Genomic DNA, 15834 nt, shown 5'->3' with positions numbered 1-15834 from the left:
AACCCCTGAAAAAAATTCAGGGGTCGAAAACCACTTTCCACGCGAAACGAATTAGCCCTTTGATTGCACCGGACGGAAATAATTCGCCCAGGAGACAAAGGCTTGGGCGTTGCGGGTTTGGATCCAGACTTTGCCTTTGCCGCGGAAGCGACAGACAAAACCTTCGCCGGAGAAGAACAGGGATTTATAGCCGCCGACTTTGGTGATCTCGTATTCCATGCCCTCGGTAAAGGCGACTATGTTGCCGGTATCGACGACATAATCATCTTCCACATCGATTTCGATAATCGCGCCGTAGGAGTTAAACCATAAATCGCCTTTGCCGCTGGCGCGAATTAAAAAGAAACTCTCGCCGGAAAAAAATCCTTTCAACATCCCCTGCCATTTGGTTTCCAACTCCACACCCATAGTTGCGGCAACAAACGCAGAGTTTTGTAAAAACAATGTTTGACCGTCAATGTATTGGTGAATCAAATCGCCGGGGGTGCCGGGCGCTATGCCAATTTCACCCGCGCCTTTTGCGGCTTTGAATTCGTTGAGGAATAAATTCTCACCGGTGAGAAAACGACCCAAGCCACCTTTTAATTTGGTTTTCATTTCCAAATGGGTGTCCATAGTGGCCATGGCCGAGGCTTCTACTTTTAAAGTTTCATTGGCCGGAATTTGCACCGTTAAAAAGCCGTAGTCGGGGCGGCCTTCTATTTTGTATTGCCAACCCTTAAAGGTTTCCGGCGTGTCAATAACAGCGGTGGTTTCTGCCAATGCAATGATGTCACACAAGAATCCAGTCTTTTCGATTGCTGTTTTAAATTTTTGTGCAGTAACTTCATCCACATTGTTTTTTACCGTGACCGGAAATGTCGCTAACATCTGTTGCGCTTTGTCAGCGGTGATTTTAAACAACTGGGCAAATTTTTCTGTCGCGCTGGACAAGTCTGCACCGGCCGCTAACTGGCCGTTCAGTTGTACTTTATATTTATTTTCCATAATGATTTCTCCTTAGGCTTTGCGCACACGCAAATTCGGGGTTAATGAACCGCCAAAACTTTTGGCGTTGTGCGATTGACACCAGACAGTGCCCTTACCTTTAAATTTACACACCAGACCTTCACCGCCCAACATAGATTGCAACCAACTTTTGCCCGCCTTGGTGATGGAAAAATCCAGAGTTTCGTTAAACGCAACTATATGGCCTGAATCCACTATGTATTCACCGTCCACTTCAATGGGATAAATAGCGCCGAAACTAGAGAGCACCACCGTGCCACGGCCTTTCAGGTTTAACCAAAAAACACTTTCACCGGATAGCAGCGATTTAAAACCCTGCCAGCCCATATCCATGTCGATATTATCGTCGCAGGCGAGAAACGAACCGCTTTGCACAATCAGATTTTCATTATCCAATTCCAGGCTGAGCATATCGCCCGCTAAATCGCTGCCCAACCAAATTTCACCGGCTTTGCCTTGGGGATCAAAATGGTTGAGAAAAAAAGATTCGCCCGAGAGCATACGTTTGGCCGCTTTTAAAATACCGCCGGCATTTTTTTTGTGGGTAGTGGTGGTGATATTCATATGGCCGCTCATAGCGATCATAGCGCCCGCTTCGGCGGTACAAGTCTCACCCGCTGCCAGGGTAATTTTTGCCGCGGTATTGCCCGGCTGATTTATCAATTCAACTTTCATTGCGGACTCCTTACCAGAATTTGGGATTCAACCAGCCAGTCAGGCCGGTGATGCTGCGCGATTGAATAACAATTTTGCCTCTGCCTTCCACCCGCGTAACCAAACCTTCGCCGCCGAAAAAGCTGGAAAAAATTCCGCCCGCCAATTGCAGTTTTAATTTAATGCTCGGGTCATAGGCCACCAGATGGCTGGTATCGACAATATATTCGCCGTCGATTTCACGCTCTAATAAGGCGCCATAGGCGCCGTAAAATAAATCGCCGCTGCCGCTTATTTTTAAGCGAAACAAACCTTCGCGGGCGATAAAAGATACCAAGCCAGCCCATTCCAAACTCAGTTTTACCCCTTCACTGCAAGCGACAAAAGCGCCAGGTTGCAGATAGATTTCGTCGTTATCCATTTTGCGATGACGAATTTCACCCGGTGTTCCCTGCACCAATGTCATACGACGCGGCTGGCAGGTATTGTTGGTGAAATGGTTGATAAAAAGGGATTCACCGCCAAGATATTTGCGCAGCAATCCTTTAAAAAATCCGCCATTTAATTTTGCGTTTAAATCCAACTCGGCATCCATGCTCGACATGGCATCCGATTCGCTGATAATGGTTTCACCCGGCTGCAGCTCTACCTCAATATAGCTAAAGGCCTGTGAGCCTTTAAGTTCAGTTTTCATTCGATGTTTCTCCCTGTGTATTAGTAACAAATAGTTTTACCGCACTTTGTAGTTCCACAAATGCAGGTTCTAGATTTCGGTAGTGAATGGTTTGCGCATTGTCTTTAAGATTGTCTTGCGCAAGTTGTTCAAGCCGTTTGATGCGATCTTCATTGGCGGGATGGGTGGATAAAAATTTCAACGCTTGTTTGGCCAGTTGCTGATTTTCCTCATCGAGGATTTTATCCATTTGCTTTTTTTCTTCCGCAATCATTTTTTCAAAAAAACTCGCCAAGCCTTTGGGATCAATTTCCGCTGCTTGCAAGAGCGCAAAACCTTTTACATCCGCTTCGGTTTCAAACCCGCGTGAATAGCTTTGATTTAATAACAGTGGCGCAGCGCTGCTAAGCAGTGCCAATAAACCCGAGGTATCGCCAAATACCGCGCTGGCAATTAAATAAATACCACTCGCACCAATCATATTGCGCAGACCGTGTTGCTGTTCAACGTGCTGGATTTCATGGGCTAACACACCGAGTAGTTCTTCGGCAGAATCGGCGCGCAAAATTAATTCCGAGTGAATCACTACCTGACCACCCGGCAGCGCAAATGCATTGAGGCTGCCATCATTAACAATTTTAAAATGGTACTGGTAGCGGCTCTGCGGCAAGGCGGCGGTAAGCGGTTCAACCAGTGGTTTCAGCAATTGCTCCGCTTTTTTGTCATCGAGCATTTGTTTGCCCAGTTGGTATTGCGCTAGCGCCGAGTCGCCCAGTTTTTGCTCCCATTCCACTGGAATATTGTTAGCGATCAAACCAGTGAAAAAATCCATGCGCAAAATAATAATTAGCGGCACGGCCACAATCAGCGTCGCAACGGATGCCAAAATGCCCCAGCCCAGCATGCGTTTGTGGCGCGCACTGTTTAAGAGTTTGGAAACACCGGTAACACTATGTAAATGAGGATCTTTTAATACACTGCGGTCGCTGGTGTAAAAACTCCAACCGCTTAACAGAGGATGCTCAAAATACACCAAGCGATTGCTGGCACCGCCGAGGCTGACTTGTAATCCATGAAGTGGCAAATGTAGTTGCTGATCTCCAATCGTAAAATCAATTCCCGCTGAAGTGATACGCATACTGCCGGAAGCCTTGCCCTTGGGCAGCTGGCTGTGAAAACCCATGCAGTCGTACTGGGTATGAGTGAAATCTTGCACTGTGCTAATTCCTTTCCTTTATTGAACTTATGACCAAATTGGCGAGCAAATTGACCGGCTATGCTCAATGATTTCAGTCAACTACGCAAATAGTAATCGCACTGCCATTGTGCTTTACCCTCGCTTTACCATCGCTTAAAACTTGTTCAATTTGCACATATCACCTATGATAAGTGCATATTGAACATTTTCGATCCATTGGGGGAGCCATGTCAGCCCTTGCACACCTTGATCCAGATCCGGCCGCGGTACTCGCCAAAGCGGTGTTAAACGCCGCTGAGCAACTCGGGTTAAAACAATCCGAGTTAGCCGCGGTATTGGGGATTCATCGCACCGCCGTGAGCCGCCTCAAACAAAATCCGGCGCTTGACCCAAAATCCAAACAGGGTGAGTTGGCCCTACTGCTGATCCGCATTGCACGCGCGCTCTTTACCCTGACCGGTGGCGATAGGGACTGGATCAAACACTTTATGCACAATCCCAATCAAGTCACTGGTGGCGTTCCCGCCCAACAAATCGAAAGCATTCAGGGCTTGATGCAGGTGCTGAACTTTGTCGACGCATTGCGCGGCAAAATCTGATGACTGAGGACAAGGCTTAATGATTTGGGAAACCTGCGAAGGAGCAGCGCAACTGCAAAGCATTTCCGGCACCGCCTGGCGCTTGGTCGAAAGCCAGGAACAAATCGCCACGCTCGGATATGTCGATAGTCTCGAAGAGCAGGCGTTGCTGGAAGAATTGCTCGATTCAGTAAAACCCCCCTATCCCGCCCACAGCGATAGCTATCACTATCTGCTTAAAACGCCTTTTCGTTACCCGCCATTGAAATGGGGTTCGCGTTTTGGCCGCATCCATGAACCGGGGATTTTTTACGCTGGCTGCAATCCTAAAACTACGCTGGCTGAATCCGCTTATTATCGTTTTGTGTTTTGGTATTCGATGGCTGCCAGCCCAATCAAAAACACCATCACCTCGGCGCACACTTTATTTTGTGTGAACTATGCCAGTGACCATGGGGTGCGATTGGATACAGCTCCCTTTGATCAATTCCTTCATCAACTCACTCATCCACAGGATTATTCCGCCACCCAGCAGTTAGGCAGCGACATGCGCGCGGCGAAAGTCGAAGCCTTTGAATACCAATCGGCACGGGACCCGGAAAAAAATCGCTGTGTAGGTTTATTTGTCCCCGCCCCACTCGCGCAGAAGAAACCAGCGGATATGACCCAGTGGTTATGCGAATTGAGCGCCACTGAAGTTGCCTTTAAGCAGTTAGGGCAAAAAGAGATTATCCGCTTCCCCTTGGATAATTTTTTAGTAGATGGCCGTATGCCCATGCCGGCCGCGTGAAACACAACTGACTAAACCCCGTAAAACCCGTATCATAGAAGTTATTGTATTTACTAGACGACTGGTCTACTATCAAGACAACACTACTTATGTCCGACAATACCAAAGACAAATTGATCGATGCCGCGGTGACTTTGTTTGCCGTCAAAGGGTTTAACAGTACCGGCATTGCCGAGATACTCGCTCAGGTTAAGGTGCCGAAAGGCTCCTTTTATCACTACTTCAAAAGTAAAGAAGATCTTGGACTGGCAGTGATTGATCACTATGGGCATATATTGCGCGATGGGTTGGCAGCGTCTTTAGCGACTAACTCAGGTTCGCCGCTGACTCAATTACATCAGTATTTCAGCGATGTGTTGATCTATTTTGGCGAGCATTTTGGCCGCTGTAATTGCCTGTTAGGCAACCTTGGGCAAGAACTGGCGCTGCAATCCGATGCTATGCGTGTGGCTATTTATCGCCACTACCAAGGTGTAGAAGCGCAAATTGCGGCTTGTTTTGAAGAGGCTAAACAGGCAGGAGAACTGGCGCCCACTGCCGATGCCCAGCTGTTGGCGCGCCAACTGTTTGCCGCTTGGGAAGGCTGTTTGATCCGCTCCAAACTGGAACAGACCACTCAACCCTTAGAAGAACTATTAAAGCTTTATTTTGGCCAGCTGTTAAAACCCTGATGGCCTAAATTAAACCCGGAGCCGCAAGGCTCTTTTTTAGCACCACAAACTAGACGACCGGTCTACTTTTTCAACAAACCATGTTCTTAATAGAAGGAGTAATGAAGATGCAATGGCAACAAAAAACAGCTTTAGTCACCGGCGCCAATCGCGGTATAGGTTTGGCATTAGTAAAGGCACTGATCGCGCGCAAGGTAAAACGTATTTATCTGGGCGGTAGGGATTTAGCGGCGCTTGAACAAACTATTCAGGAGTTGGGGGCTTCCAGCAGTGAGTTGGTTGCTATCCAGTTGGATGTGACTTCCGCCGCCGATATCGCTCAAGCGAGCCGTTCGCTGAGCGAGTTGGACATACTGATCAATAACGCTGGTATCGCCAATAGTTCCGGATTTATTCAGGAGACGAGTGGCGACATAGCGCAGCTGGAGATGGCCACCAATTATTTTGGCCCGGTCAATCTCACCCGCGCGCTTTTGCCACAATTGCAGCAGTCTTCGCAGGCGGCGATTATCAATATCAGCTCCATCGCAGGTATTGCCAATATGCCGCTGCTTGGGCCCTACTCTGCGTCCAAAGCCGCACTTCACTCTTTCACTCAAGGGTTGCGCGCAGAACTGGCCAAGAGCGAAATTTTTGTTCAAGGTGTCTACCCTGGCCCGGTGGCGACACGCATGAGTGAAGGCTTTGAATTGTCCAAGGCACTGCCCGCTGAAGTTGCCGACATTATATTGACCGGTGTGGAGCAAAAAGAGGAAGACATATTCCCCGATGCCATGTCGGCGAATTGGTACAACACCTTTAAGACAAATCCGAAACAACTCGAACAGGAATACGCGAGCTGGTTGGGCTAAGGCTTTTGGTTAAAACATAAAAAACGATATTACTAGGGAGTCACGACACGGAGGTTGGCTCCCGTTTTAATCACATCCAATTTGCGATTTTGATTGCTGATTTGCACCGAGTAATAAACCGGCCCACCCAGCGCAGCGCCCGTAATGCTCAATTGATAAGTGCCATTGGCCAGCGGGATTGCGTAGGCGCCGCTATTAAATGCAGGATAGGTTTTGCCATTAATCGTGATGTTGATTCCACTCAAGCCTTCGCCTACATCGTAAAACTCGTTGTTATTTTTATCCTCATAAATCACGCCGGTTAAAAAATAACTGGAACCGGAGCGGGCAAAATTTTGCGTGAGCATGGAGGATAAATAATTGCGTCCATCCTGCATAAAATAACCCTGCAACTGCCCCACACCTAACTCACGAAAATTCGCATTGAGAATATTTACTCTGTGGCCGGGCGATTTAAATAATCCCTCGTGTTGTGAAACGGCATAACTGGTTAAATTAATACTGCTCCCAGTTGTGCCGCCCCAGGCAATATTCTCCCCGCTGGTCCAGCTACCGGTAAAACTGTAACCCACGGCTTGCATTCGCTCGTGCGGGGTGGAATTGTTGTTGCCGGTGTGCGAAAAAATATCGGCATCCAACATCCACTGCGAATGTAATCGCGCTGATTCAATTAATAATAAATTATGCGCAAGTGGTGGTTTGGGTGTGTTGGTGATTGCAGTGCCGGTGATGCCATCATTCAAGCCAATGCCCAAACGCGCGGCTTCAGCATCCGGATTGGCGCGCGCGCGATTAACTAACTCCACTACTAATACTTCTTGTGCATTAGGCTGTTTCGCCAAATCAATTACATTGGGCGTTGCACTGACTTCAGCACTGGCAATGCTCTCCTGATTGCCATTGATTGCCGTCACCACAAAATAATAAGTCTGGCCGTTGCGCAAATTGTTAATCACACGCGGTGAGATTGCGTTATCCACACGGGTGCCATCATCAAAACTGGCAATATTATTAATGAGAATATTCGCTTCAGATGCGTAATAGACACGATAGCCCGAAGCACCCGCCACGCTATTCCAACTGAGTGTGACTGCTGCAGTTCCCGGTTGCGCGGCAATATTTTGTGGCGCAGCCAAGGATGCTAACGAAGAAGATGTTATAGAAGACTGTGCCGAGGATGAGGTTAAAACAACTGAGGAGGAATTACTGCTCGCGATACTGGACACACTACTGCTGGAAGTAGCAAGGTTACTGGCAGAACTGTTGGACGCTGGCGGAGTTGCTGCGCCGCCACCTGAACCGCCGCCGCAAGAAATTAATGCCGTGACAGAGGCAAACAACAGTGCGCTGCGTAATAGTATTAAGCTATTCATGGTGTAGTGAATCCAACTTGCCATTGATGGAGAAATACTAACAAGATTAAACACACCGAACCGAGAGTTCGCCCACAACTCGCCGGTATCTAAACCGCCGCTGATTTACCCTCTTTTTCTATAGGACTTTTTTTACATACGTATTCATTCGCTGCATACGTATGCAGTTGATTGTATTGAACAACTGGCTCGCTCTACTCTTCGTCTGATTTATCGGACTTCCCCCTGTCCGACCTATAACAACAATAATTGTGATTTCCCTGCTTGCAGTTTAAGCCCTTCAATAGACGGCAGTTGCTGTCTGCGTTTACTCATAAGTTACAACAATAATTCACAACCCAATGAGGATTTTATGAATCTATCCCTATCTGGCGCCATTAAACTGGCTGCCACTGGCGCGCTGCTGTTCAGCCAACTGAGTTATGCCGATTGGTTTTTTCGCGGCACACCTAACAATTGGAGCAGCACGGCGATGACTGCTGTGAGTGCTAGCGAATTTACTAGCTGTCAGAGTTTCGGTGCCGCCACTACTAACCCGCGTTTTAAAATTGATCGCACCGGCAATTGGAGCGAGAGTTATCCCGCTAATGATTACCCTGTTGCCGCCAACCAATCTTACAAAATCACTTTTAATTCCATTACCAAAAGCATCGCGCTGCAATCTGTAAGCAGCTGCGACTCTGTTGGTTTTGCTAAAAATTTTTCGGCACTGAATTTTCGCGGTACAGCAAACAATTGGACAACAACACCAATGACCTTGGTGGCCAATAATATTTGGTCAACAGAAATTTTATTGAATGGACAAGCAAATCAGCGCTTTAAATTTGATACTACTACTAACTGGTCGGTGAATTATGGCGATAGCAATAACGATGGAATATTGAATCAAAACGGCAGCGATATTTTCACCAGTCTGGTGGGTACTTATCGCGTGCAAGTAAATGATGCTACGCTGGCTTACACCCTAACTCCCGTCACCACATCCGCCGCTTCAAGTAGTTTTTCTAGTGGCAGTTCCATTTCATCGCCAATATCATCATCTAGTTCATTAGTGAGTTCCAGTCTGGCGAGCAGCGCTACAAGCTCCAGTATTGGTATTGTGAATAGTGACTTCCGCAAGGAGACCATTTACTTTTTGCTGACTGCACGCTTTTACGATGGCGATTCCAGCAATAACTATTACAACCGCGATCGCTATAAAGCGGGCGATCCTCACTGGCGCGGCGATTTTAAAGGCTTGATCCAAAAACTGGATTACATCAAGGATCTGGGTTTCACCGCGATTTGGGTAACGCCGCCGGTGGAGAATCGCTCGGGGCTGGATTATCACGGCTACCATGCCTACGATTTTTATAAGGTAGATCCGCGCCTGGAGTCACCCGATACCAGCTATAAGAATTTTATTGATGCCGCCCACGCCAAGGGTTTGAAGGTTATTCAGGATGTGGTGATCAATCACTCCAGCCAATACGGCCTGCGCAATGCGGTCTGGATAGACCATCTACCGATCAAATACTATGTGCCAGCTGGCGGGGTTCAAGGCAATATAGTCAATGGGCCTTATCTTGGTAATTTAGGCGATTATAAGCGCGCGTTCCGCGATGATAACGACAACTCAGTCGCACCCCAATGGTTTAAGGATCGCCATACTTCCGATGCCAACGGCACTGTGCCTCTGGTAGATCCAAAGACCGGTGTTTCGGTACCCAAAGCAGGTTATGACGCCAATCGCTTCTTCGGCATAGATGCCGCCACTCTCGACCCCAACTGGTATCACCTGGATGGATTTATGTCCGGTGGTGACTGGGAAAACCCACTGGCGCTGCAGCGCAAACATATGGCGGGCGACACTATAGATCTGGCCACTGAACGGCAGAATGTGAAGGACTACCTCAACGGCGCGATGAAGATGTATTTGGACATGGGCGTTGATGCGATCCGCTTGGATACTGTGAAACATATCGAACGCAATGAACTGCTCAGCTACGTCAATACATGGAAGGCGCATAAGCCTGGTTTGTTTGTGTTTGGTGAAAATCTGGTCAAAGGCACGGGTTTTGGTTCAGAGATTGCCAACGATAACGCCAGCGCTGTTATCCGCCCCTGGTGGTACACACGCACTACCAACAATCCTGCCGACCCGCGTGCAGGTGGCGACTCTGGCTTTTCGGTGCTGGATTTCTCGGTCTTTTCCACTTTCCGCGATAACGTCACACGCGGCAATTTCGGTGGTATCGGCGGGGTAATGGCGATGGATTGGGTCTATGGCGATGCCACCAAACTGGTAACCTTTTTCCAAAACCACGATGTGGGCCCGGATAACGATTTTAAATATCGCTATGGCGGCGAAATGGCTAATGCCGCTATGGTCTACAACCTGCTCTGGACCAATCGCGGTATTCCCACCCTCTATTATGGGGAAGAAGTCATGTTCCAAGCCGGGCTACCGCAAGATATCGCTGGCAATAGCGATACCATAGATCAGACCGGTCGCGCCTACTTTGGCGCCTATCTGGATAATCTGGCAACAACCCAGAGCCATCCGCTCTACCAGCACATCAAACGCCTGAATCAGATTCGCAGTGCCATCCCAGCCCTGCAAAAAGCACCAAGTACGCAGGTGAACGAATGGGGCGCAGGAATGAGTTTTGTGCGGGATCTATCCAGCGAAGGCAGCTATGCAGTTGTCGGGCTGGCATCGTCCAGCGCCCAGTCCATCAGTCTCAGCGGTGTGAAAAACGGCACCTATAAGGACGCAGTGACCGGAAATACCCTAACGGTAACTAATGGCACCATCAGTTTTATTGTGGCCAGTTATTCGGCGGGAATATATGTGCTTAATGGACCCGGCAAGATAGGTACTACCGGAACCTATCTGCGTTAATAGAAGACGTAATAAAGGGGCTTGTAGCCCCTTTTATGATTGCGATTTATTTGCTCGCCTTGCGCTCGCGGCGATCATTTTTGCGCCGTTCATGAGGTACGTCCTGCGGGATTCCCTCGTGGTATTGGCGTCGATCTTGGCGCTGACGCTCTTCAAGTGCATCTTCAATTTGGGTTAACAATACCTTGGGTGCTTTTTTTTCAGTGATCATTAAAGTCATCTCGCTACACAGTTAATCTCATCCAAACTACTCACTACGTCCTGAGTATAGACCAGTCAAAATTGGATATTTAGAAATTTAACAAGATTTTTTATTTCATTTCTGAATATAAAAGGCCGAATTCACTTGAATTCGGCCTTTTATTTATAGATATCAAAACTATTAATATATAAAAATTAATAGTTTTTATATATCAAGGTTAGCTACTGCAAGTGCATTAGTCTCGATAAATTCGCGGCGCGGTTCCACGTTATCACCCATCAAACAGGTAAAGATTTGATCGGCGGCAATTGCATCCTGAATAGTCACCCGCAGCATACGGCGAGTTTCCGGATTCATGGTGGTATCCCACAATTGTTCCGGGTTCATCTCACCCAGACCTTTATAGCGCTGGATGTTGTAGCCTTTACGCGACTCTTTCATCAGCCATTCCAAGCCTTCGGCGAACTTGAACAGCGGTTGTTTACGCTCGCCGCGCTGAATATAGGCGCCCTCTTCGATCAGGCTTTCCAGCTTTTCACCCAAGGAAACGATCGAGGCATATTCACCCGAGGCGAAGAAATCGCGAGTGAATGGATAAGGTGTAGCGATACCATGGGCGGTAATCTCTACCTGCGGCATAAACAGATGGCGCTCAGTATCTTCACGCACGGTGATGATATAGCGCTGGCTACCGGCGCGGGCATCGATACTGAAGTGTGCTGCCATCTGGTCACACCACTGTTGCATATGGCCTTGATCGGCCAAGTGCTCAGGGCGAACCGCCGGCAAATAAATCATCTTTTCCAGTACATCAGCCGGATACAAACGCGACAAACGATCAATCGTCGCCATTACCTTGCGGTATTCATACACCAGTTTTTCCAAGGCTTCACCGGCAATCGGCGGGGCGCTAGGGTTAACGTGCAAGCTGGCATCTTCCAAGGCGGCTTGGGTGAGGAACTCGGTCATCGCCGCTTCGTCTTTCAGATACTGTTCTTGTTTGCCTTTGGCGATTTTATACAACGGTGGCTGAGCGATATAAATGTGGCCACGCTCAATCAGCTCGCGCATCTGGCGGAAGAAGAAGGTCAATAACAGGGTACGGATATGCGAACCGTCGACGTCGGCGTCCGTCATAATGATGATGCTGTGATAGCGCAGTTTTTCCGGATTGTAATCCTCTTTGCCGATACCACAGCCGAGTGCGGTAATCAGCGTGCCGACTTCAGCCGATGACAGCATCTTATCGAAACGGGCTTTTTCCACGTTGAGGATCTTACCCTTGAGCGGCAGAATAGCCTGAGTCTTCCGCGCGCGGCCTTGTTTGGCTGAACCACCCGCAGAATCACCCTCCACCAGGTAAAGTTCAGACAGCGCCGGATCTTTTTCCTGACAGTCTGCCAACTTGCCGGGCAAACCAGCAATGTCCAATGCGCCTTTACGGCGAGTCATTTCACGGGCTTTACGCGCGGCTTCACGGGCGCGGGCGGCATCGATCATCTTGCCCACAATCGACTTGGCTTCCTGCGGGTTTTCCAACAGGTAAGCGCCAAAGTGTTCATTCATCTCCTGTTCTACGGCAGTTTTCACTTCCGAAGAGACCAGCTTGTCTTTGGTTTGGCTGGAGAATTTAGGATCGGGCACTTTAACCGAGATAATCGCCGTCAGACCTTCACGGGCATCGTCACCCGTAGTGGCGACTTTGGCGTTTTTGGCGATACCTTCTTTCTCGATATAAGTATTCAAACCCCGGGTGAGCGCAGCACGGAAGCCAGCCAAGTGGGTTCCACCGTCGCGCTGCGGGATATTATTGGTGTAGCAGAACAGGTTTTCCTGAAAGGAATCGTTCCACTGCAAGGCGACTTCTACGCCGATGCCATCGTCACGCTTGAGCGAAACAAAGTGCACCATCTTATTAATGGTGGTTTTGTTTTTATTCAAATGCTCTACAAACGCGCGCAAACCACCTTCGTATTGGTAAACCTCTTCTTTTGCTGAGCGCTCATCTTTCAAAACAATGCGCACGCCAGAGTTCAAGAATGACAGTTCACGCAGGCGTTTAGCCAATAATTCGAAGTGAAATTCAATATTGGTAAAGGTTTCAGCGGAAGGTTTGAAGTGAATTTCAGTACCGGTAGTGGCTGAATCGCCCACCACCGCAAGTGGTGCATCGGGTACACCGTGACGATAAATCTGCTCATGAATCTTGCCACCACGGCGAATAGTCAGTTTCAACCACTCAGACAAAGCGTTTACTACCGATACGCCCACACCATGCAAGCCGCCAGATACCTTGTAAGTATTGTCATCGAACTTACCACCGGCATGGAGAACGGTCATGATAACTTCAGCGGCGGATACACCCTCTTCGTGCATTTCAGTAGGGATACCACGGCCATTGTCAGAGACAGAGACAGTTTCATCTGGATGAATGACTACACGCACTTCATCACAGTGGCCAGCCAGCGCTTCGTCGATAGAGTTATCCACGACTTCAAACACCATATGATGCAAACCTGAGCCATCGTCGGTGTCGCCAATGTACATCCCTGGGCGCTTACGCACCGCATCCAAGCCCTTAAGGACTTTAATACTGGACGAGTCGTAAACATTCTCTTCTGACATAGCATTTCTCCGCTTTTTTGTTCAGTAGCAACCAAGCTGGTTGCGCATAATCTATTGGGCGATAACAGAGGAATTAACCACCTCAGTCACCCTGCCCTGTTCCACGTGGAACATTTTAGGGGTAATTTTGGTCTTATCACGCCAGCTGGATAACAGGGTTTCTGAATCAACCCCGGTAATAAATACCTGAGTATTCATGGTATCCAACCAATGAACTAATAGTGCACGGTGCTTTTCATCTAATTCAGCGGGTAAATCGTCCACTAAATAAATCGATTTTCGCCCGGTAATTCGGGTAAATACATAGCCCTGAGCAATTTTGAGTGCACATACGAGTAGCTTTTGTTGCCCGCGCGAAAGAACTTCTGCGGCATCCAAGCCATTCACTGTTATTTTTAAATCTGCCCTGTGACTACCGGCATGGGTATATCCTTGGCGTTTATCACGTTCAAGGCTGTCAGCAAGAACATCGGTATAGGCTTTGTCTTTATCCCAGCCGCGATAATAACCAAGTGCTATACCGTCAATGTTGATAAATTCTTTCAGCAACACAGCAAAGGTTTCATTGAAATGCGCCATACACTGGGTGCGAAACTCGTGGATTTTATTGGTCAAATCTACTAGTTCTTTATCCCAGGGCGCTAATTCAAAGGGGTCTATTCTATCACGCCGCAGCAGGCTATTGCGGTGTTTCAAGCAGCGTTGAATGGCTTTCCAAGCTGGGAAGAAATTAGGTTCCACGTGAAACACTAACCAATCGATAAACTGCCGCCGAACCTTAGGGCTACCTTCCAACAATAGAAAGGTATCGGAATTAATGACCTGAACTGGCAGATAGGCAGCAAGATCAGCCGCCGATGGCACCAAGACTCCATTCGCTTTAAAACTCGCTTCACCATCCATATGGCGACTAATACCAATCGGCACATCAGATTCATCATCTGTATGCACACGGCCAAACACCGTAAACGAGGATTGTTGGTGATTGATAAGCGGTTTGTGTTTATGACTGCGAAAGGAACGACCAAGGGCAAGTAGATTGATAGCTTCCAGTACACTGGTTTTACCAGAGCCATTTTCACCGTAGATAAGATTCACCTGCAGCGAAGGTGTGATATCCACCCCTTCCAGATTGCGCAGGTTTTGAATAAATAGACGTTTTAAGGTCATACGACCAACAAGACTGTTCTACCAATGCACCCTTACAGGCGCATCGGCATTACTACATAGAGGGAATCGCTGTTTTCCGGTTCTTCTAACAGAGCACTGGAGTTAGCATCTGACAGGGTAATCTTCACATTATCATTGCTGATAACGTTGGTAACATCCTGCAAATAGCTCACGTTAAAACCTACTTCCAGAGATTCACCTGTGTAATCCACGGTGACCTGTTCTTCAGCTTCTTCTTGCTCTGGGTTGTTAGCCACTATGGTCAAGCTACCATCGGACAGCAACAAACGTACACCGCGATACTTTTCATTGGATAAGATTGCCGTGCGGCCAAAGGCTTGTTTCAATTCAAGGCGCGAACCAATCACCACCTTATTACCACCGCGAGGCAACACACGCTCGTATTCGGGGAATTTGCCATCGACCAACTTGGAGGTGAAGGTGTAATCCATTGAGGTGACACGAATATGATTAGAACTCAGTACTACTTCAACCTGGGCGGTAGAATCATCCAGCAGACGCGATAATTCCAATACACCTTTACGTGGCAAAATAGCCTGAATAACGTCTGCGGTATTTACCGCAACTGCGCGTGTACACATCGCCATACGGTGACCATCGGTAGCCACTACACGCAATTGATCCTGGCGTACTTCCCACAACATACCATTCAAGTAGTAGCGAACATCCTGCTGTGCCATAGCAAACGCTGTGCGTTCAATCAGGCGTTTAACTTCTTGTTGCGCGCAGCTAAAACGTAAATTGCCCGGTGTATCTTCAACATTAGGAAAATCGGCAGCAGGTAAAGTAGAAAGAGTAAACCGGCTGCGGCCAGATTTGACCATAATGCGGTTTTCTTCGAGAAAAAACTCAATATTGCTGCCATCAGGCAGGGATCTGCAGATATCTACCAACTTACGTGCCGGAACTGTAATTTCGCCCGATACTCCGGCTTGCTCCAGTGTGATGCGCCCGACAATCTCTACCTCAAGATCCGTACCGGTGAGCGAGAGTTGATCATCATTCAATTGAATCAATACATTGGACAACACCGGCAGCGTTTGACGACGCTCCACCACACCAGCTACCAGTTGTAAGGGTTTGAGCAAGGCTTCGCGGGATACGACAAATTTCATGTGATGGTCTCTTAGGTAATC

The 15834-nt window shown here is 48.1% G+C and carries 14 protein-coding genes; 5 read left to right on the top strand and 9 right to left on the bottom strand.

What is annotated here, in order from left to right; all coding sequences use genetic code 11:
* Positions 1-51: 51 nt before the first annotated feature.
* The 4 genes from AWU77_RS01155 to AWU77_RS01140 are packed head-to-tail and all read right to left on the bottom strand — an operon-like array spanning position 52 to position 3551.
* Positions 52-987: a TIGR00266 family protein gene (locus tag AWU77_RS01155; RefSeq protein WP_084617891.1), complete on the bottom strand. Its 936-nt coding sequence runs from the start codon at positions 985-987 to the stop codon at positions 52-54.
* Between the two features lie 12 nt (positions 988-999).
* Positions 1000-1683 (bottom strand): TIGR00266 family protein, encoded by a 684-nt coding sequence (locus AWU77_RS01150; RefSeq protein ID WP_062057962.1) that lies wholly within the window; start codon positions 1681-1683, stop codon positions 1000-1002.
* Between the two features lie 10 nt (positions 1684-1693).
* Complete coding sequence (locus AWU77_RS01145) at positions 1694-2356, bottom strand: TIGR00266 family protein (protein ID WP_062057959.1); 663 nt, start codon at positions 2354-2356, stop codon at positions 1694-1696.
* Positions 2346-3551 carry a M48 family metallopeptidase gene (locus AWU77_RS01140; protein ID WP_062057956.1) on the bottom strand — a complete coding sequence of 402 codons (1206 nt, stop codon included), beginning with the start codon at positions 3549-3551 and terminating at the stop codon, positions 2346-2348. Before AWU77_RS01140 ends, AWU77_RS01145 begins: the two co-directional genes overlap by 11 nt.
* A gap of 209 nt (positions 3552-3760) precedes the next feature.
* Here AWU77_RS01140 and AWU77_RS01135 point away from each other — a divergent pair, with 209 nt between their 5' ends.
* The 4 genes from AWU77_RS01135 (at position 3761) to AWU77_RS01120 (ending at position 6423) form a co-directional block, all read left to right on the top strand.
* Positions 3761-4132, top strand: coding sequence for an XRE family transcriptional regulator (locus AWU77_RS01135; RefSeq protein WP_062057953.1), 372 nt, complete (start codon positions 3761-3763; stop codon positions 4130-4132).
* Positions 4133-4151: 19 nt separating this feature from the next.
* Positions 4152-4901, top strand: a complete 750-nt coding sequence (locus tag AWU77_RS01130; RefSeq protein ID WP_062057950.1) for an RES family NAD+ phosphorylase — start codon at positions 4152-4154, stop codon at positions 4899-4901.
* A gap of 89 nt (positions 4902-4990) precedes the next feature.
* Entirely contained in the window at positions 4991-5572 is a 582-nt protein-coding gene (locus AWU77_RS01125; protein WP_062057946.1) for a TetR/AcrR family transcriptional regulator, read from the top strand.
* 107 nt (positions 5573-5679) lie between these two features.
* Positions 5680-6423: an SDR family NAD(P)-dependent oxidoreductase gene (locus AWU77_RS01120; protein ID WP_062057943.1), complete on the top strand. Its 744-nt coding sequence runs from the start codon at positions 5680-5682 to the stop codon at positions 6421-6423.
* A gap of 32 nt (positions 6424-6455) precedes the next feature.
* Here AWU77_RS01120 and AWU77_RS01115 read toward each other — a convergent pair whose 3' ends face one another.
* Entirely contained in the window at positions 6456-7796 is a 1341-nt protein-coding gene (locus AWU77_RS01115; protein ID WP_193747465.1) for a CAP domain-containing protein, read from the bottom strand.
* A 352-nt stretch (positions 7797-8148) separates the two neighbouring features.
* On the opposite strand from AWU77_RS01115, the gene AWU77_RS01105 reads away from it, so the two are divergent.
* Complete coding sequence (locus AWU77_RS01105) at positions 8149-10680, top strand: alpha-amylase family glycosyl hydrolase (protein WP_202966600.1); 2532 nt, start codon at positions 8149-8151, stop codon at positions 10678-10680.
* Positions 10681-10726: 46 nt separating this feature from the next.
* On the opposite strand, the gene AWU77_RS20405 is transcribed toward AWU77_RS01105, so the two are convergent.
* The 4 genes from AWU77_RS20405 to dnaN form a co-directional block, all read right to left on the bottom strand.
* Positions 10727-10891, bottom strand: a complete 165-nt coding sequence (locus tag AWU77_RS20405; RefSeq protein ID WP_193747469.1) for a hypothetical protein — start codon at positions 10889-10891, stop codon at positions 10727-10729.
* A gap of 195 nt (positions 10892-11086) precedes the next feature.
* Positions 11087-13507, bottom strand: a complete 2421-nt coding sequence (gyrB, locus tag AWU77_RS01100) for a DNA topoisomerase (ATP-hydrolyzing) subunit B (protein ID WP_062057934.1) — start codon at positions 13505-13507, stop codon at positions 11087-11089.
* Between the two features lie 51 nt (positions 13508-13558).
* A complete protein-coding gene (recF, locus tag AWU77_RS01095; RefSeq protein ID WP_062057930.1) occupies positions 13559-14677 on the bottom strand; it encodes a DNA replication/repair protein RecF in 1119 nt (372 codons plus the stop codon).
* 32 nt (positions 14678-14709) lie between these two features.
* Positions 14710-15813, bottom strand: coding sequence for a DNA polymerase III subunit beta (gene dnaN / locus AWU77_RS01090; RefSeq protein ID WP_062057927.1), 1104 nt, complete (start codon positions 15811-15813; stop codon positions 14710-14712).
* Between the last annotated feature and the right edge of the window lie 21 nt (positions 15814-15834).

Origin of the sequence: Cellvibrio sp. OA-2007 (assembly GCF_000953825.1) — a bacterium.
Taxonomy (GTDB): Bacteria; Pseudomonadota; Gammaproteobacteria; order Pseudomonadales; family Cellvibrionaceae; genus Cellvibrio.
The sequence above is the reverse complement of the archived record's forward strand: the minus strand, read 5'-3'. Positions and strand labels throughout refer to the sequence as shown.

Coding starts and splice junctions, on each gene's coding strand:
- recF (WP_062057930.1), bottom strand. CDS start 14,677: ATGACCTTAAAACGTCTATTTATTCAAAACCTGCGCAATCTGGAAGGG.
- dnaN (WP_062057927.1), bottom strand. CDS start 15,813: ATGAAATTTGTCGTATCCCGCGAAGCCTTGCTCAAACCCTTACAACTG.
- AWU77_RS01155 (WP_084617891.1), bottom strand. CDS start 987: ATGGAAAATAAATATAAAGTACAACTGAACGGCCAGTTAGCGGCCGGT.
- gyrB (WP_062057934.1), bottom strand. CDS start 13,507: ATGTCAGAAGAGAATGTTTACGACTCGTCCAGTATTAAAGTCCTTAAG.
- AWU77_RS01145 (WP_062057959.1), bottom strand. CDS start 2,356: ATGAAAACTGAACTTAAAGGCTCACAGGCCTTTAGCTATATTGAGGTA.
- AWU77_RS01120 (WP_062057943.1), top strand. CDS start 5,680: ATGCAATGGCAACAAAAAACAGCTTTAGTCACCGGCGCCAATCGCGGT.
- AWU77_RS01135 (WP_062057953.1), top strand. CDS start 3,761: ATGTCAGCCCTTGCACACCTTGATCCAGATCCGGCCGCGGTACTCGCC.
- AWU77_RS01105 (WP_202966600.1), top strand. CDS start 8,149: ATGAATCTATCCCTATCTGGCGCCATTAAACTGGCTGCCACTGGCGCG.
- AWU77_RS20405 (WP_193747469.1), bottom strand. CDS start 10,891: ATGATCACTGAAAAAAAAGCACCCAAGGTATTGTTAACCCAAATTGAA.
- AWU77_RS01150 (WP_062057962.1), bottom strand. CDS start 1,683: ATGAAAGTTGAATTGATAAATCAGCCGGGCAATACCGCGGCAAAAATT.
- AWU77_RS01125 (WP_062057946.1), top strand. CDS start 4,991: ATGTCCGACAATACCAAAGACAAATTGATCGATGCCGCGGTGACTTTG.
- AWU77_RS01115 (WP_193747465.1), bottom strand. CDS start 7,796: ATGAATAGCTTAATACTATTACGCAGCGCACTGTTGTTTGCCTCTGTC.
- AWU77_RS01130 (WP_062057950.1), top strand. CDS start 4,152: ATGATTTGGGAAACCTGCGAAGGAGCAGCGCAACTGCAAAGCATTTCC.